Origin of the sequence: Singulisphaera acidiphila DSM 18658 (assembly GCF_000242455.2) — a bacterium.
GTDB classification, from domain to species: Bacteria; Planctomycetota; Planctomycetia; order Isosphaerales; family Isosphaeraceae; genus Singulisphaera; species Singulisphaera acidiphila.
On sequence record NC_019892.1, the window covers coordinates 1,942,310 to 1,958,379 of the forward strand.

The 16,070-nt window shown below is 63.4% G+C and carries 10 protein-coding genes and 2 pseudogenes; 4 read left to right on the forward strand and 8 right to left on the reverse strand.

Features of this window, described 5'->3' with window-relative positions; translation table 11 throughout:
• Window positions 1-9: 9 nt before the first annotated feature.
• Window positions 10-1,359: a phospholipid carrier-dependent glycosyltransferase gene (locus tag SINAC_RS07570; RefSeq protein WP_015245095.1), complete on the reverse strand. Its 1,350-nt coding sequence runs from the start codon at window positions 1,357-1,359 to the stop codon at window positions 10-12.
• Window positions 1,360-2,297: 938 nt separating this feature from the next.
• Between SINAC_RS07570 and SINAC_RS41795 the strand changes: the two are divergent.
• Window positions 2,298-3,101: pseudogene (locus SINAC_RS41795) on the forward strand (fused DSP-PTPase phosphatase/NAD kinase-like protein); the annotation flags it as partial.
• 406 nt (window positions 3,102-3,507) lie between these two features.
• On the opposite strand, the gene SINAC_RS38645 reads toward SINAC_RS41795, so the two are convergent.
• The 3 genes from SINAC_RS38645 to SINAC_RS07595 all read right to left on the reverse strand — a co-directional run bounded on the left by SINAC_RS38645 (window position 3,508) and on the right by SINAC_RS07595 (window position 5,877).
• The gene (locus tag SINAC_RS38645; protein ID WP_026011925.1) at window positions 3,508-4,260 is read right to left on the reverse strand and encodes an RluA family pseudouridine synthase; all 753 of its coding nucleotides are present in this window, start codon (window positions 4,258-4,260) and stop codon (window positions 3,508-3,510) included.
• Between the two features lie 117 nt (window positions 4,261-4,377).
• Window positions 4,378-5,550, reverse strand: a complete 1,173-nt coding sequence (truD, locus tag SINAC_RS07590; protein WP_015245098.1) for a tRNA pseudouridine(13) synthase TruD — start codon at window positions 5,548-5,550, stop codon at window positions 4,378-4,380.
• Window positions 5,551-5,685: 135 nt separating this feature from the next.
• On the reverse strand, window positions 5,686-5,877 hold the full coding sequence (locus tag SINAC_RS07595) for a Flp family type IVb pilin (protein WP_015245099.1): 192 nt from the start codon (window positions 5,875-5,877) through the stop codon (window positions 5,686-5,688).
• Window positions 5,878-6,097: 220 nt separating this feature from the next.
• Here SINAC_RS07595 and SINAC_RS07600 point away from each other — a divergent pair, with 220 nt between their 5' ends.
• Complete coding sequence (locus SINAC_RS07600) at window positions 6,098-6,952, forward strand: hypothetical protein (protein ID WP_015245100.1); 855 nt, start codon at window positions 6,098-6,100, stop codon at window positions 6,950-6,952.
• A gap of 9 nt (window positions 6,953-6,961) precedes the next feature.
• Here SINAC_RS07600 and SINAC_RS07605 read toward each other — a convergent pair whose 3' ends face one another.
• Both SINAC_RS07605 and SINAC_RS07610 read right to left on the reverse strand, forming a co-directional pair.
• Window positions 6,962-8,221, reverse strand: coding sequence for a competence/damage-inducible protein A (locus tag SINAC_RS07605; protein ID WP_015245101.1), 1,260 nt, complete (start codon window positions 8,219-8,221; stop codon window positions 6,962-6,964).
• Between the two features lie 174 nt (window positions 8,222-8,395).
• Window positions 8,396-9,742 (reverse strand): hypothetical protein, encoded by a 1,347-nt coding sequence (locus SINAC_RS07610; RefSeq protein WP_015245102.1) that lies wholly within the window; start codon window positions 9,740-9,742, stop codon window positions 8,396-8,398.
• A 248-nt stretch (window positions 9,743-9,990) separates the two neighbouring features.
• Here SINAC_RS07610 and SINAC_RS07615 point away from each other — a divergent pair, with 248 nt between their 5' ends.
• A complete protein-coding gene (locus tag SINAC_RS07615) occupies window positions 9,991-11,067 on the forward strand; it encodes a glycosyltransferase family 9 protein (RefSeq protein WP_015245103.1) in 1,077 nt (358 codons plus the stop codon).
• Window positions 11,068-11,280: 213 nt separating this feature from the next.
• On the opposite strand, the gene SINAC_RS07620 is transcribed toward SINAC_RS07615, so the two are convergent.
• Window positions 11,281-11,886: a TlpA family protein disulfide reductase gene (locus SINAC_RS07620; RefSeq protein ID WP_015245104.1), complete on the reverse strand. Its 606-nt coding sequence runs from the start codon at window positions 11,884-11,886 to the stop codon at window positions 11,281-11,283.
• 243 nt (window positions 11,887-12,129) lie between these two features.
• On the opposite strand from SINAC_RS07620, the gene SINAC_RS38650 reads away from it, so the two are divergent.
• The gene (locus SINAC_RS38650; protein WP_015244773.1) at window positions 12,130-13,554 is read left to right on the forward strand and encodes an IS1380 family transposase; all 1,425 of its coding nucleotides are present in this window, start codon (window positions 12,130-12,132) and stop codon (window positions 13,552-13,554) included.
• A 1,889-nt stretch (window positions 13,555-15,443) separates the two neighbouring features.
• On the opposite strand, the pseudogene SINAC_RS41120 reads toward SINAC_RS38650, so the two are convergent.
• A pseudogene (locus SINAC_RS41120) lies at window positions 15,444-16,025 on the reverse strand (RNA polymerase sigma factor); the annotation flags it as partial.
• Window positions 16,026-16,070 lie beyond the last annotated feature (45 nt).

The following is a 16,070-nucleotide window of genomic DNA, read 5'->3' on the forward strand; positions in this document are numbered from 1 at the left end:
TCCCACGACTTACGACCCCTCTGCGCCGGCACGGCGCCTCAAGATGCGATTGGCGGCCGCCACGACCGCCCCGGCCGCCAGCAGCGCCGAGCCTGGCTGAAGCGAGAGGTAGTAACGATCCCAGGCGAGTGGCAGGTAGGCCGTCACGACGAGCATGGCGACCCCTGTCTGAACCAAGATCGCCCAGGCCGTGGGTGCTTCCCCCGCGCTCCTTTGAGCCTGGCCGCGGACTTCGGCGACAATGGCTCCGAGGGCGACGAGCGGGAGCCAGAGCACAGCCCCCCAATCCTGCTTCGGATCATAGCGGATCCGGGAGTTGGATTCATGGGGACCCAAGGGCCCGAATCGGCCGAACCCTTGAACGCAGACCGTGGCGATCTTGTCGTAGGCCGTGGGGAGCGCATTGTGGGGGAAAAGTCCCATCTGGCCGCGAGAAACCCCCATGCGGTGGACGACCAGGTGACGCATTCGTTGGCCGATCGACATTTTTGCAATCGCCGCTGAGTCTGGATTCAGAGCACCGCGCGGTTGCGCGGTCAGAAATGGATTCAAGGCGATGAAGGTCGCGATCGAGACGACCCCCGCGAACAAGGCCGCCGTGACGACGGCCCACTTTCGTTTTGTCGCAATCCAGGGCAAGGCCAAGGCGAACAGGGCCCAGGCGAGGACGATGAGCATCGCCAGCGCCCCATTCAGTTTCGCCAGAGCCGCCAAGCCGCCCGCTAGGCCCGCTGCGCCAGCCAACAGCCACGCCGATGGCCCCAGGCGGCCGTTGAGGAGCCTCCGCCAGGTCCAGAGAAAGGCGCAAGCTGTGAGCACGATCAGGCTCTCGGCGATGACGTCGGACATCGCCCGTCGCGCATGCACACGATAGAGCGGGTTGATCATCAGGAGCAGAGCCGCGAGACCTCCGACGCGACGATCGAACGCCATCGTTCCCAGTCCATAGACCGCAACGCATCCGAGCGCACCGAACAGGACCGTGGGCCATCGCGCGAGCATGAGTGTCGCCGTTGTGCCACTCTGACTTCGCGTGTCGCCATACCACTTCAGGGCATCGGTCCGCCCTGGCCTGTGGTATCCCCCCGCGCGGAGTGCGAGCCCGAACAGGTACTTGGGCAGGGGCGGAAGGTCATAGGCAGGATATTCCAACCACTCGCCGCGATTGGTCTCTCCGGCAACCCAGAGGTCGGCATAGTAGGTCTGGGAAAGATAAGCCCATTCGTCGACAAATGAGGGTTCTGAGGGCAAATCGTAGGCGAATGCCAGGGTGGCCACGACTCCGATTGCGATCGCTCCCAGCCAGGAGCTCCGGGTTCGTCGCCTTGAGGCGGAGTCTTTCGCATCGGAATTCGCCATGGAACCGCCGAAGTTGTGGAAGTTGGGGAAACTTTGCGGAATTCGCGGCAGTCGATCACAAAATCATTCTAGAAATCGCCATTGATTTTTGGCAACCACTCGAACGTCGGCTAAGTTTCATCGACGATCCTCAAGCCCTTGGTCGTCACCCGGACTCCGCACCCTGGCGGCCTTTGTTTCGGTCGGTGATTTCGCCGTCCTGGACGAATCGGTCGTAACGAAGACGCGGCCGGAGTGCCGCCTGAACGACGTGGAAAGGCGAGCGGTTGATATCGGCTCGTCGCGTCAAGGGATCGGTTGCGTACCTGTAGAGTTGACACCCTTAGAGCGTCCCGATGCCAACCGTCTCCCGGAGCCGCATCTCTGTGCATTGCCTCGAGCGAACTCGCGTCGCGACGCGGCTCCTCTCTCCTGATGGTCGGCAAATCCTCGGCGCGGTTGATGCGACGGACACGGACGTGGCGTCTTCCCCACCGGTAACAGCGTTGAGCTTCTCGCCCTTCCTTCTGTCGGTCGCAGAGCACCCTGCCCTGCAACAGGATCGGCGCGGAGTTCGATCTGGGGAGCGACCCGGCGACGTGCGAATGGGTGTCGGAAGACGGGAGATACAAGCGATGACGATGCGATGGATTGGAACCGGTCGCTCCGCACGGGGCGCCCCCGGACCGCGACGTTCATTCCGACTCCGACCGCTGGGCCTGCTCCTGCTTGCCTTGGCGGGACTGGCTCAAACGGGATGCCAATCGGGATTCTCCGGACCCTGCGGTGCCAGCCCTTGTGGTGGTGCCTGCATTGGCGGCGGTCCCTGCAATTATCTCAAGGGACTTCGCGATCGCGTCTTCAATCGAGGCGCCAGACTTGGCACCCCGATCGGAGCGAGTGTGGTCACCAGCGGCGGAAGCTGCTGTGGTGGCTCGACCATGGGAGCTCCCATGAGCATGGGTGCAGAAGCACCACTCGAGTTCAGTTCACCGGCCATCGTGGCACCGGGGGCTGGCTCCATCCCCAGCCTGCCGTCGGCTCCGGTCGATAACCCGACGGATCTTTCACCAGCGCCCATTGAGAAAGAAAGACTCCCCTCCGCAGAGCCCGGTGCGACGGGGAGCCTCACGCCCTCGGGAGCCAAGACTTCAGCGGGGCGTACCAGCTACCGAGCGACTCGCCCCCGCTATTCACCTGGAGAGAACGTCGCACGAGCGGTGGTCTCGACCCCTGAGCCGGCCTCACGGTCGGCCCGGGGGGGCGAGTCGTCTTCGGAGAGCTGGCTCGACAACTTACCCCCCCTCTCAATTCCCCGCGACGATTCCCGCAACGAACTTCCCGAACCCGCCCCCCCTCCCCCCGCCACGGAAGTCTCTGAGGTGAAACCGGCCAGCCAACCTGACGCTCAGGTGGCGGTTGAGACTCCGGCCCCCGCTGAGATCAGCGTGGCGCCGGGCATTCAGCGATTCGTCGCCCTGGAGCCGAAGCTCTCGGGGGGGAGCCTGCCAACGGCCGTCGGGCTCGATTGGCTCGCCGAGAAGGGATATAAGACGATTCTCGACCTGCGCGAGACAAGTCAGGTTCAACCCTCCTTCATTGAGGAAGTGTCGAACCGAGGGATGCGGTACGTGGCTTTGCCGGTTGGTCTGAAGAAGTTGGATGCGGAACATGTCGCCAGTTTCAATCTCGAAATCTCTTTGTCCGACGCACGTCCTCTTTACTTTTGTGACACGGATGGAACTCGCTCCGGAGCGCTCTGGTACATTCGTCGGCTGACTGTCGATGGGGTCGACGCCCAGGTCGCCAAGCATGAGGCCGACGAACTCGGCCTCAACGACAAAGAGTTCTGGGCGGCGACGTCCACTTACCTCGCTCGTCAGAAGCCGGTACAGGCTGCCCCTGCTCCTGCCCCGAGCACTCCGGCTGCTCCCGATGCCGTGAAGCCCGCCCCCTCTCCCGTTGCGCCCCAAGCCGCTGCGTCCCAGCCCGCCCCGTCGGCTGCCGCCGAGCCCCAGCCTGCCCCGGCCGCTGAGTCTCAGCCCGCGACGACCGCGCTTCCGGCGGAGTCGATCACCGAGGTCGCCCAGGAGGCGTACGAGTCTCCGAAAGATCTCGATTCCCCTCCCCGCGACACGACGATTTGGCGGACTTGTGCCGCCATGGTCGTCACTGGGCTGGGGGTGCCTCTGGCGTACTGGAGCCGGTCATCGCTGGATTCGCTTCGGACCATGACACGGGCCAGTCTGTCGGCACCGGAGCAGCAATCGAAATCACTTCCCCCCGCGTCGGGTGAGTGAACGTGAGTTGCTGAGCGTGGAGCGCGATCCGGGGCCGGTCGTCACTCATCCTGAGGGTGCTGACCGCCCCGTACTTGCGATCACCGACAATCGGACATCCCCGCGCGGCGAGCTGCACCCGGATCTGATGGCTCCTCCCTGTGATTGGCCGGAGCTCGAGCTGCGTCGTCCGAGGGAATCGACCGAGCACCCGGAAGGCGAGCCGAGCCTCCTGACCACCAGGCGTGTTCGGGGGCACGACGCGGACGACGTTCCGCTCCTCATCCTTCCAGAGGGTGTCGTTCCACTCCCCCGCATCTTCGGGGCACGACCCGTCGATCACCGCGTGATAGATCTTCTCGATCGACCCCGCACGGAACTGCGCGGAGAGCCGGCTGGCGGCCTTGCTCGTTCTCGCGAGTAGAACCACGCCCGAGGTTGGGCGATCGAGGCGATGCACGAGCCCGACGTAGACGTTCCCCGGCTTCTGATACTTCGTCTTGAGGTAGGAGCTCGCCAGGTCGACCAGGCTCAGATCGCCCGTCACATCCCCCTGGGCAAGCAGGCCCGCCGGTTTGTTCACCACGAGGCAATGGTTGTCTTCGTACAGGACGTCGAGGTTCAAGGTGGGGAACTTTCTCAAGAGGAGGAATTCGGGGGACGCCCTCGTTAACAAAGAGCCAGAGGCCTACTTGTTCGGTGGCCCGGTCCGGCAGGTCCAAGTTTCGGCTGGGCCGGCCGGGCTACTGATTTGGGCCTTTCAGCTCGCCGCGTCGGTGACGCGCTTGACGAGGAGGGTGGCATAGGCACCCTTCGGAAGCTCGAACGAGAGCGTCAGCTTCTTCCGCCTGCGGTCGAGCTCGTCGGGCGCGCCCGAGTACTCCAGGTTCTCGGCGAAGAAAAGCGCGGGGCGCGTTCCTTTGGAGAAGAAAACATCCTTGAGGTGTTTCACGCGGAGGTTTTCCCAGCTCAAGCCGAACTCCGCCACAACCTCTTCGGCGATTTCGCGCATCGGGCCGTCGGGTAGCGGCGATCGCGAGGCCGGCAGGGGGATCCGGCTGAGGCTCAAGAGCTCGGCCTGTACGGGATCCAGTCCATGATGGATCGGCAATGTGGCGACCTTGAAGTCGATCGGCACGCGCTGATCTTCACGGGTGTTCCGCTCGATCCAGCGGGCCAGGATCAGGTTCCAGAGGTGGCTTTGGAAGGCGGAGAAGTAGAGCGAGCGCAATTCACGGCGGAGGCGAGCGAAGGCGCCTCGAAAGTCGGTTGGGTGGTCCACGAGGTAAGTGACCAGGCTTCGGGCATTCGACCGATCGAGTCGGCTCTTGGCTTCGGCCCAGTTGCCCCACGTTTCGCGGAGGATCGCTTTTTCGGCCTTGGCGGTGGGCCGGTCCGACGGGTTGGGCTCGGCCATGGCCAGCCGAAACGCGCGTTCGTGGTCGCCGGTCAGCCAGGCCTGTGCGATGAAGCCGCCGCCAAAGCCGACTGACCCGAAGCGCTGGTCATCGAAATAGTTGGGCAATCCGTCCCGGGGAACTTCCGCGACCGCCTTCAGAGCCTGGTCCAAGGAGTGCGGTGAGAGGTCGCGAAGGACCACCACGAAGCGGTTTCCCCGAAAGTGGCTTGGGCTATACGGTTCGGGAAGCCGCCCGACCGGCTCGAGGTCGAAGCTTGTTTCGTGCAGCGGGCGTTCGGGCCCCTCGAAGATCGTGAGGTACTGGACCGTCACCGCATGCCGGTCCTTCAGGCCGCCGTAGCTGATCCGTCGGCCGGGAACATTCCAGCGGCGACTGATCGCCTCGATGGCTTCGAGCGTGCCGAGTCCACGCTTGGTCAGCCGATAATAGACGAACCGGCCGCGGGGTTCGCCTTGAGCGACCACGGGCAATTCTTCAACATGAAAGTCTTCGGGCAAGCGTTTAAGTTTCATGATCCCGCGATGGCAGGCGATCGGATCGGAGACGCGCCCGGTCTCAAATCGGAACTCGGATCGGAGCGTACAGCGATCCTATCCTACCAAGACGAGGTGGAATTCGGCGAGAGTGCGGCGAGAGGGAATGACGGGTCAAGAGGCTGCGTTCACGGCCGTTGTGATCTGGTCAGCGTTGTTTTGCATCATCTCAGCCGTCGAGGAACCCACGGTATTGATGGCGGCGACGACGGCCACGAGCACCAACGCGAGCATCACGGCGTATTCGACGGCTGTGGGGCCAGCTTCGTCTTTGAGAAATCCCTGGACGTAAGAGGCAATCTTCATTGGGGACAACCTTTATCTACAGAGCGCCCTTTCGCTGAGGGCGTGGCTCCCATGCCTCTGCCGGGTTCTCAACATCGAGAATCGAGGCCAAGCTGATTGACCTCAGGGACCTGATTAAGCTTATTCCGAAATCACTTGTCCGTCAAAGCGCGATGCTTGAAATCATCGATCCGCGATAGAATAGCGCCAGTGGAACCCTTTTTTCGCGGAGATCACGCCCATGGAGTCGCACTCGCACCCACCGCACCAGAACCTTCCAGGGCGTAGGTTCCCCGTCTTGCCGATCGTGACCCCGGATTCGACCCCCGACACGTCTGGGTTTATCTTCCCCGGCCTACCGATCGTTACTCCGGACCCGCCCCGACTCTCCCAACGCGAGAAGTACGGGGCGCTCTTCTACGTCGGTCTCTTCGGCCTGGCGGTCCTCATCGGTCTTATCGGCTGGTTTGCCCATGGCGCCTGGTCGCTCCGTGATGTCTGGTCGAATGTCTATGTCTTGCACGACGATTCCCGACCGGAGGTCGACCGCGTTCGCGCGGCCTTGGCGTTGAGTCGTGACTCGAGGGTCAACCAGCGACAGCGGTGGGATATTTGCCTGAGGACCCCGCTCCCCGCGTTAGCACGGTACGTCCTCGCCGAATCGCTGACGGCCGAAGCGGCCTCGGCGGATCCGCGAGGGTATGCGTTGACCGTCGCTCGAAGCCCGGACTGGCCCGTCTGGCTCCGGGTTCTTCTGACCCGCCCGATGGCTTATGCCGCGGTGGACGGGGTCAAGTTCCCTGCGGTTGCGCTGGAGGAATTGAAGGGGAATCCCGATCGAGGGATTGCGCTTTGGGCCTCGTTCGTCCTGACGCAACTGGATTTGAACGACCGCGCGGGTCCCCAGGTCTTGGTGGCAGGCTGCGAGGGCTCCGGATGGGAGCGCGAGCTGGCCTGTCTCCTGCTCGAGGCGTCTCGGCTCAAGGGGCGGCCCGATGAGCAGAAGCGGCTCCTCGACCAGGCGACCGCCTGGCTTCGTGCCCACCATCCTGAGAGCAAGCCGCTTTGGTCGCAACCGGGCCTCAAGTCCCCTTGAGATCGGAACTCACTTCGAGGGCAATGCGAGAAGTGCCAGGCGCGCCCAGTTCAGGACGTGCTTGGCGGATCGTCGCTGAATGATCTCACGGGGTTGTTCCGGGCCAATCTCGAGCCTGCGCGTCTGGACCCTTCCATCGGGAGTCGCTAATCCGAGAAAGACGAGACCGACCGGCTTCTCAGGCGTTCCACCCGTTGGGCCGGCAACACCTGTGACGCTCAGGCCGAGGGTTGCGTGAAATCGCTCGCGGACTCCGATAGCCATGGCCTCGGCGACTTCGGCACTGACCGCGCCATAGGTCGTCAGCAGTGAGGCAGGGACGCCCAGAAGTTCCTGCTTTGCCTGGTTGGCGTAAGAGACGACACCGCCGGGGAAGTAGTCGCTGACGCCAGGCTGAGCGGTGATCATCTGGGCGACCAGCCCTCCCGTGCACGACTCGGCGGTGGCCAGCGTGGATCCGGTCCGGACGAGCTGAGCAAGGAGCGCTTCCGCGACGTCCCCGGTTCCCTCGCCAACGATCAATTCAATGAACCGCTCGCGGATCAACGTTAAGGTCGGTTCCATCGCGAGTCGCGCTTCCTCTTCGGTCGCCCCCTCCGCCGAGATCCGGAAGCTGATTGTGGCGTCATGCGCGGTGATGCCGACTTCGGGGATCCGTCCGCGAGCGGTCAAATCCAGCGCGGCGGCTTCGACGTCCGACTCCCCTTTGCCGAACAGGTTGATCTTGTGGTGGAGGATAACCCGCCCGCTCGTGGCGAACTGATTCAACCGAGGGCGGACTTGTTCCTCATACATCGTCCGCAATTCGGAGGGGACCCCGGGTAGGCATGTGACGACCGCGTTGGCGACCTTCATCCAGATCCCGGGGGCGGTTCCGACCCGGTTCGGCACCATCTCGGCCCCGACGGGAAAGAGGGCCTGAACCCGGTTCCGCTCGGCCATCGGCCGGCTTCGCCGCGCGAACATGGCCGTGATCGCCTCGAGGGCTTCGGCCTTTTCAACCAGGGGAACGCCCGCCACCAGAGCCAACGCCTCGCGGGTCAAGTCGTCCTGGGTCGGTCCCAGGCCGCCGCTGACCAGGATGAGGTCCGCGCGGGCGATCGCGATGCGGAAGGCCGCGACGTTCTCGTCCAGGTCGTCGCCCAGCGTGGTGTGAAAGTGAACCGGGATGCCGAGCGTGCTGAGTTCTCGACTGAGCCACTGGCTATTGGTATCGAGGCTTTGCCCGCTGACGAGCTCGCTACCGATCGCGATGATTTCCGCCTTCATTCCCTTACCTTTGTGCCTTCTCTTATATGTCGGGTGGGGATGGCCCGCCTCGGCTCTTCGTGTTAAGGGGTGGCCTTTGCCTGCCACTACCCTGAGGGATGGTCGGCTGAAGCCGACCCGATAAGGCCGAGACGGCGGTGTCCCAAGTCATCATAGGGAACCGAGTCCACTGGCTCAGACCTTGTTCGCCTCAGGATTCGCGACTGGCGTTCGAATGTATCCCGAGTCGGCCGGCGCCTGGTAATCGATGGTAGCGAGGTCGGGGGTCTCGATCCGCTGATGATTTCGGATTCGGCTCTCGAGCGCTGCGTCGAGAATTCCCCCGGTTAGCAGTGTCCGCTCGACAGGATAGGGAGGTTGTTTCTTGGTGAGGAAGTCTTCGATCCGCAAGACGAGCGGGTCGAAGAACCGAGCGCCTGGGGGAGCTGGCAAATAGGCCAAGGTGGAAACGATCTCTTCGCGATCGCCTCCCGCCGCGAGCCGGCCGGCGAAGGTCGTGTCGTCGACGTGGCCGTTGAGGATCAAGACGCTGGCGCGGAAGCCGTCGGCATATTCCACAAGGAAGGCGATCGGGTGGCGCAGCCTTGTCTGGAAGTCGCGCCCGGCCGGCGGTTTGAAGTCGAGGGTGTTCTGCCGCATGTCCCCCGGGTTGACGGTGTGGCTGCGGGAAAGTGCTTGATCGAGGAGTTGCCGCGACCAGCCCCCTTTCTCGCCGGCATCCCAGACCGCGTCTCCTTCCAGGCAAGTCACGGCGACCACGCCTTGGGGTTTCCCTTGCCGGTCGCGTCGTTCGACCATGCACTGCAAGGTCTCGAGCGCATGGAACCCGAAGATCTCGAGGTCGCCCCGCGAAACCACCAGCGCTTCGTTCCATCGCCGGCCCAGAGGGACCTCGAGCGCGGGGAGTCGCCAGGTAATCGGCAAGCTGGAGCCGGCCATCAGGGGAAATTGCAGTTCCTGAGCCTGCTCGACCATCGACCGGGCCTCGGGCCGGCTGTAGGAGAGGTGCTTGTCCACGAACACGGGGACCGAGCGTTTCGAGGCCCGGAAGACGTCGGTCACCTCACGAAAGAACCGACCGCGAGGGTAGAGCTTTTGGAGCTTTTCGTTGTAGGGATAATCGCCATGCTCGGCGATCAGCAGCACGCCGTCGACGGCGAGTTTCCCCGTACCCAGAGTCAGGGCATCGGCGATCGAGGGGCTAAGCCGGACCTGGTTCCGCGCTGCCTTGGCCCGTCCGAGATCGGTCTCCTCGGCCACCTGCTCGATGAACAGGCTCGCAATCTCAAAGCCGGGGCGGTGCAAACCGTCTTCGCCATGGATCACGAAGCCATCGAGGAATCGGCCCACAATATGGTAGGCGTGCGAAAGGTAGTGATAGACGCTCGTCACCACGGCCAGCTTCATCCGAGGAGTCGACCCGGTCCTTGGCCGGTCGTCTGCCGCCAAGGCCAGGCTCGCCGACCCGACGGCCAGTCCGGTCGCTCCGAGAAACTCGCGTCGTGTCGCGGGCGGCGTCATGAGGTTTGACCTTCGTTTTTTTGGGGGTCCGAGATCAGGCTGGTCGGGGAAGGACACTCGTCCCTGCAACGCCGTTGGATGGCCAGCCGCCATGGGTTCAGCCGTTTCAGCCAAGGGCAGTTTGGCGAGATCGCCCCCCCTGGTCAAGCCGCAGACGACCCCTTAGAGTCTTCTTGGTTTGTCGTCTGATCGTTTCTTGGTAAGATTGGCCTGTGCCCTTTGGATCGGGAAATGGAGTTCCCCCCATCATGGTCAGACCGCTTCACGAACTGCGCGACTTGCACCCCGCCCGCGTCTGTATCATCAAGCCAAGCGCGCTCGGTGACGTGGTCAATGCGTTCTCCGCCCTCTCCGCGCTCCGGGCGATCTGGCCCAAAGCGCGAATCACATGGGTGATCAACACGTCGTTGCGCGGACTGGTCGACGGGCATCCCGAACTCGATGATGTGGTCCTCTACGATCGGGCTCGGACCAATTTTCGCCCCAAGGGAATCGCAACGTTCGCCAGGTTTCTGACCCAACTCCGCAAAGGCGAGTACGACCTGGCGATCGACTTGCAGGGCTTGCTCCGTTCCGGCCTGATGACGGCCGCGACGCGAGCCCCCATCCGCGTCGGCCTGGCCGATGCGCGTGAAGGGGCGACGCTCTTCTATACCCATCGCGTGACGCCTCCGCCCTCGGCCGCGCACGCCGTGGATCGACTGCTCAGCATCGCCGAGTCGTTTGGGGCCGACATTTCGTCCCCTCGATTCGTGGTCGCGGCCGGCGAAGCCGATCGGGCCTGGGCTCTTGACGTCCTCTCAGGAGTCCCCACGCCCCGCTTGATGCTGAACATGGGAGCCCGTTGGCAGACCAAGCGGTGGCCCCCCGAGCATTTTGCTGAGCTCGCTCGCCGAGCTGTCGCGGCCTACGGGGCGGGCCTGGTCGTCGTCGGCGCACCCGAGGATCGGCCGATCGTCGACGCCTTCCGGCGGCATCTCGGCGAGATCCCGGTCGTCGACCTCTGTGGCCGGACCACTCTCCCGCAATTGGCCGCCGTCTCCGCCGCTGTCGACTTGCTCCTCTCGAACGACTCCGGTCCGCTCCATCTGGCCACGGCGGCCGGTGCCCGTGTGGTTGGAATCTATACCTGTACGAGCCCGGCCCAGAACGGTCCGTACGGTCCGAACGCCACGGCGGTTGAGACCAAAGTCTGGTGCGCCGCGAGCTATGTGACGACCTGCTCTCGGCTCGACTGCTTCGCCGAACTCACGCCCGATCGGGTTTGGCCGATCGTCGACGCCCACCTGGCCTCTCGAAAATCACTCCCATCGCCGGCCGCTTGATGGATTCTTGGATACAAGACATGCCAATGTTGCGGTCTTGGCGTGTGCGATGCTTAATTGCTTTTGTTTTGTAAAAGTGATTTTCCGAGATGGCCCTGCCCTGCTCTTTCGCCTCGGGATGCGCGAGGTGGAGTTTTCGGGCTTCCTCAAAGGTGGCCCTGTTAAGCATCTGCGGTGCACTGTTGCCGTAGGGATCGGATCATCGTTGGCCGGTCAGCCTGGACCATCATTCTTCCGGGTGTCTGGTTCCCGTTCGACGGCTTCGACTGCGGCATCGATCACTGAGTTCAGCGTCTTGACGCTGGGAGTGTTGCGGAAGACGTGGCGGATGAGACCGCGGTGATCGATGACGTAGAACGTCGGCCATGAGTCGACATTGTACCGGCGAGCGATCAGCCCCGCTTTGTTAACACTCTCGTCCCCGTCCCACCAGGACCGCCACGTGAGGCCCTCTTTTGTGATCCGCTCTTTGAGCTTGTCACGGTCATTGTCACTGTTAACTCCGAGGAGCACAAACGGCCTGCCTCGCATCCGCTCCTCGAGCGTCTGCTCGTCCTTGTACATCGACCGGCACGAAGCGCACCAGTCGCCCCAGAAGGCGAGAACGACCACCTTGCCTTGGGAGTCGCTCAGTTTGAACGGCTTGCCGTCGATGTCCAAGCCGGCAATCTCCGGAGCCGGTTTGTCGACTTGCAGGTTTCGGATCCCGTCCAACTCGGTCTGGGCTTGAATGCCCAGGGTTTCACCGCGTTTGTGGGGCAGGTCGCCGAACTCCCTCACCGTCCGATCGAGCACGGCTTCGGCTTCCTTGATCAGCACGTCGGGATCTCTCCCGACAAAGCGGGCGAAATCCTCTTTGCTGAAACCTTGCTCGAGGAAGTTCGCCTCCCACTGTCTGGCGGCCTCGGCACTTCCTCTGATTTCCCGGATCCGCGCTGCCTGGTGTTTGAAGTACTGGCCGAGAGTTAGCCTGGATTTCTCACCAGGGATTGAATCGGGCTGCCTTGCGTGTCATAGGTGGAATTGCGACAACCACTTTTGACACCGAACCAAGGCAGCCCGATGGCTACAGAGTGTAACTCGACTTACCTCGACTTTTCCATCCTCGGTCACCGCCAAGTGCTCGCCGATTTTGACGGGGGCGCCATCTCTTCCGACGGCGGTGCACTTCTGCTCCGTCAGATCGAAGCCCGCACCGGGATCATCCGCCAGTTCGCCGCCTGCTTTACCGACCATCGCGATCCTGACCTCGTCGAGCACCCCCTGGAACACCTCCTGGCCCAACGCGTCTATGGTCTGGCCTTGGGCTACGAAGACCTCAACGACCACGACGATCTCCGCTGCGATCCGTTACTGGCCACCGTCGTCGGCAAGACCGATCCCACCGGCCAGGACCGGCCACGGCTCCGCGATCGCGGCAAGCCGCTGGCTGGCAAGAGTACCCTCAACCGCTTGGAACTGACCCCTGTCGGGGCCGACGGACAGAGCCGTTACAAGAAGATCACCTGTCAGACCCATGAGGTCGAACGGCTCTTCGTTACCCTCTTTCTTCAGGCCCACAGCCGACCCCCCGAGCGGATCGTTTTGGACCTCGACGCCACCGACGACACGGTCCATGGCCGCCAACTTGGCCGCTTTTTCCACGGCTACTACAAGGGATACTGCTATCTCCCGCTCTACATCTTCTGCGGCGACCACCTGCTCTGTGCCCGGCTGCGTCCCTCCGACATTGATGCCAGCGCCGGCTCGGTGAAGTCCCTCAAGCGGATCGTCTCGCAGATCCGCCAGGCGTGGCCTCAGGTGAAGATCCTGATCCGCGCCGACAGCGGGTTCTGCCGCGAGGAGATCCTTCGCTGGTGTGAGGACAACGGCGTGGATTACCTGATCGGCCTGGCCAAGAACACCCGGCTGACGGCGGCGATCGCGACGGAATTGGCCCAAGCACGCCAGCAATTCGAGGCGACGAAACAGCCGTCCCGGGTCTTCGCCGAGTTGCGTTATCAAACGCAGAAGACCTGGAGCCGAGAACGTCGGGTGGTGGCCAAGGCCGAGCATCTGGGCAAGGGGGCCAACCCGCGGTTCGTGGTCACGTCGCTCACGGTCGAGGAACGAGCGGCGCCGCCGCTGTACGAGCAAGACTACTGCGGTCGCGGTGAGATGGAGAACCGGATCAAGGAGCAGCAACTCCATCTGTTCGCCGATCGGACCAGTGCCCACACGATGCGTGCCAACCAGATCCGGCTGTTCTTCTCCTCGATCGCCTACGTGTTGCTGGAGGCGTTGCGGCGGCTGGGGCTGGCGGGAACGGCGATGGCCGAGGCGCAGTGCCAAACGATCCGTCTGAAGCTCTTGAAGATCGGGGCGTTGGTGCGGGTGACGGTTCGCAAGGTGTGGGTGAAGTTCTCGAGCGGTTGTCCGTATGCGGAAGTGTTTCGGCGTGTGCACACCAACTTGGCGCGGTCGGGGCCCTTGATCCCGAGGTGCTGAAACGAGGAGACCCAGTCAAATGAGGCGGGAAAGCCCCTCCCTGAGGAGGGGTGAGGATCGGGGTGCGCCCCCGCCTGGGCGCGGGGGCCTGAGGAACCAGGTTCGCGTTGGCGTGAAGAGGTCCGATCAGGTCCACGCCGACGTGATGAGCAAGCGGGAGACCACGCAGGCCGCGGGTGGCGGGGGCGAGCCGTCGAAATCGTCGAGCGATCGGACCCCGAAAGAATAGGGTGAGAAATCCAGGTTAGGTAGGCGAGTCCCTGCTTGTGCCGGACTGGGTTCTTTTCAATGACGGCGCGGAGGAGCTTTTCCGCCGACAGTGAGGTGGAGAACGAGAGCGTCAGTGCTGCGTTTGCCACCTTGGCCATACCGGCGTGACGGTCCGCGAGCCTGTCGATGGCGCGGTGGCATTCGGGCCCGTCAGAGCCGAACGTGACGATCCAGATCCAGGCGTCCACGGCTGCCCGGTCTTCTGGGGCCGACTCGGCAAGTTCCAGGAACCGACCGACAAACCGCCTGGGCTCAAAGGGATTCGCCTTCTTGACCTCCTCGCTCAGTGCCTGGAAGCGGCCGCGCGGTGTGTCCGCGCCCGCTCTCGAGAGCTCGTTGAAGTCACCGACCCGGAGCCCTGGCGCCATCGCCTTCCAGTCGCAGACAAGGAGGTTCCACTGGCCGGGCGGAAGCGGGACGGTCCGGACGTTCTTGCCGTCGAGGTCGACCAACACGATCGCACCTTCCTTCGTGTGGTTGTTCATCGGGTTTAGTGCGAGCCGCGAACCGTCGGGAGACCAGCAGACGTTGGCGGTCGTGTCGGGGTCGAACGCCACCGGGATTTCGCGACGAGACCTGTCTTTGAGGTCCATGACGAAAAGCCTGCACTTCCGAATATCATTCTCGGCCTTGACCTCGACGTAAGCGATGCGCTGGCCATCAGGTGAGATCCGAAAGATATTGAAAACGTCTTTCTTTGCAGACCCTTCGGTCAGGTACTGCGCCCCGGTTCCGTCCGGGTGGACCAGGGTGAGCCGTCCCCAATGGACTGGATCGCTCCCGATCGTCCGGGTCGCGAGCCAGGTTCCGTCGCGGGAGCAGTCGAAGACGAGGTCCGTCTCAGGGATTGGTAGCTTGGACCGGCCCGAGCCGTCGGCGTTGACGCGCCAGGTCTCAAACTTCGGGCCGGCGGGCGGCGTGCCGATGACGACTTGTTTGCCGTCGTGCGACCAGGAGGGGATTCCGTTCCGTTCGAAGATCCGCCGGGGAGGTGTTTCGCCCGTCGTGTCGTAGACCCAGATGCCGCTATTCGCCTCGTCGAGATCCAGGCCGAGCTGCTGGTAGACGATGAACCGGCCGTCGGGGGAGACGGGGCCAGGAGGGAGGTCCTTGGCAATCGTCCGCCATTTTGCGGTTTCCGGGTCGATGGCGACCATGCTAATGGTGTGTCCATCGCCCAGGGCGTCGGGCGCGATGTTAGCGACGCGGGCGATGATCTCCCCGGTCTGTCCTGGTTCCTTGGGGGTCGGGTCGTCATTTTTTACAATGGGTGCAGCCGCCCTTGCGGTCCCGGCCCCCCGTGTGACTTCGGGAGGTGCCCCTGCGGTTCGACAGACGAGCACGCCCATTCCGACGGCCAGGATGCCGACCCCTACCAGGGCTCCCACGCAACAGGCCAACTTTGACCGGGACATCATCTTCATCATCCCTTCGGTGAGTGTGGCGACCGACGTCGGGACTGCCCCGACTGTCGTTGTGCCCGTAGCGATTCGCATCGCAGTCTGAACCAGGGAATCGGCCAGCACGATTGGTACTGTCGTCTTCGTCGAGTTGGGTGTTGGCATCACGGCCAAGAGGCCGGCGGGTGTGTCCAACCCACGGCGGGCCAGATGCTTGCGTAGCCGCAGCCGCCCCCGGGCCAATCGGCTCTTGACCGTGCCGACCGGGCACCCCAGGTGTCGCGCCGCCTCCTCATAGGTGCGGCCTTCAAGGCCACAAAGAACGACCGGCACGCGGTAAATCGCCGGTAGTCGGTCGATCTCTTCGTGGAGGGCTTGTCCCAGGAGGTCAGGGCCTTTGTTGTCGGAGTGGCTTCGCGGGCTCTCGGCCACACTTCGCTCCGCGTCATCGCTTCGATTCTTGGCGATCTTGGCGCGGACTGCGATGCGGCAGGCCACTCGGTGAAGCCAAGGTCCGAGCGAGTCCTGAACCCAGAGCGAGCCCCCCTTGTGGGCCAACACGAGGAAAGTGGCCTGGACGGCATCTTCGGCCTGATGATCGTCGCGGAGGATCTTTCGACAGGCACCCAAGACCATCGGCCCATGTCGCTCGACAAGGGATGCGAAGGCCTGCTCGGCTGCCGGGCCGCGACGGGTTGTGAATCGCTCCAGGAGTTGCCCGTCAGTCAGCCCGGCGGTCACCCCTTCATTGAACAGCGTTTGGATCTGGGCCTGGATCGTCCTACCCTGTTTCTGCGCCACGAAGTGGGTCCCCTCGTTGATTTACGGGTTGCTCCTAACCCAATA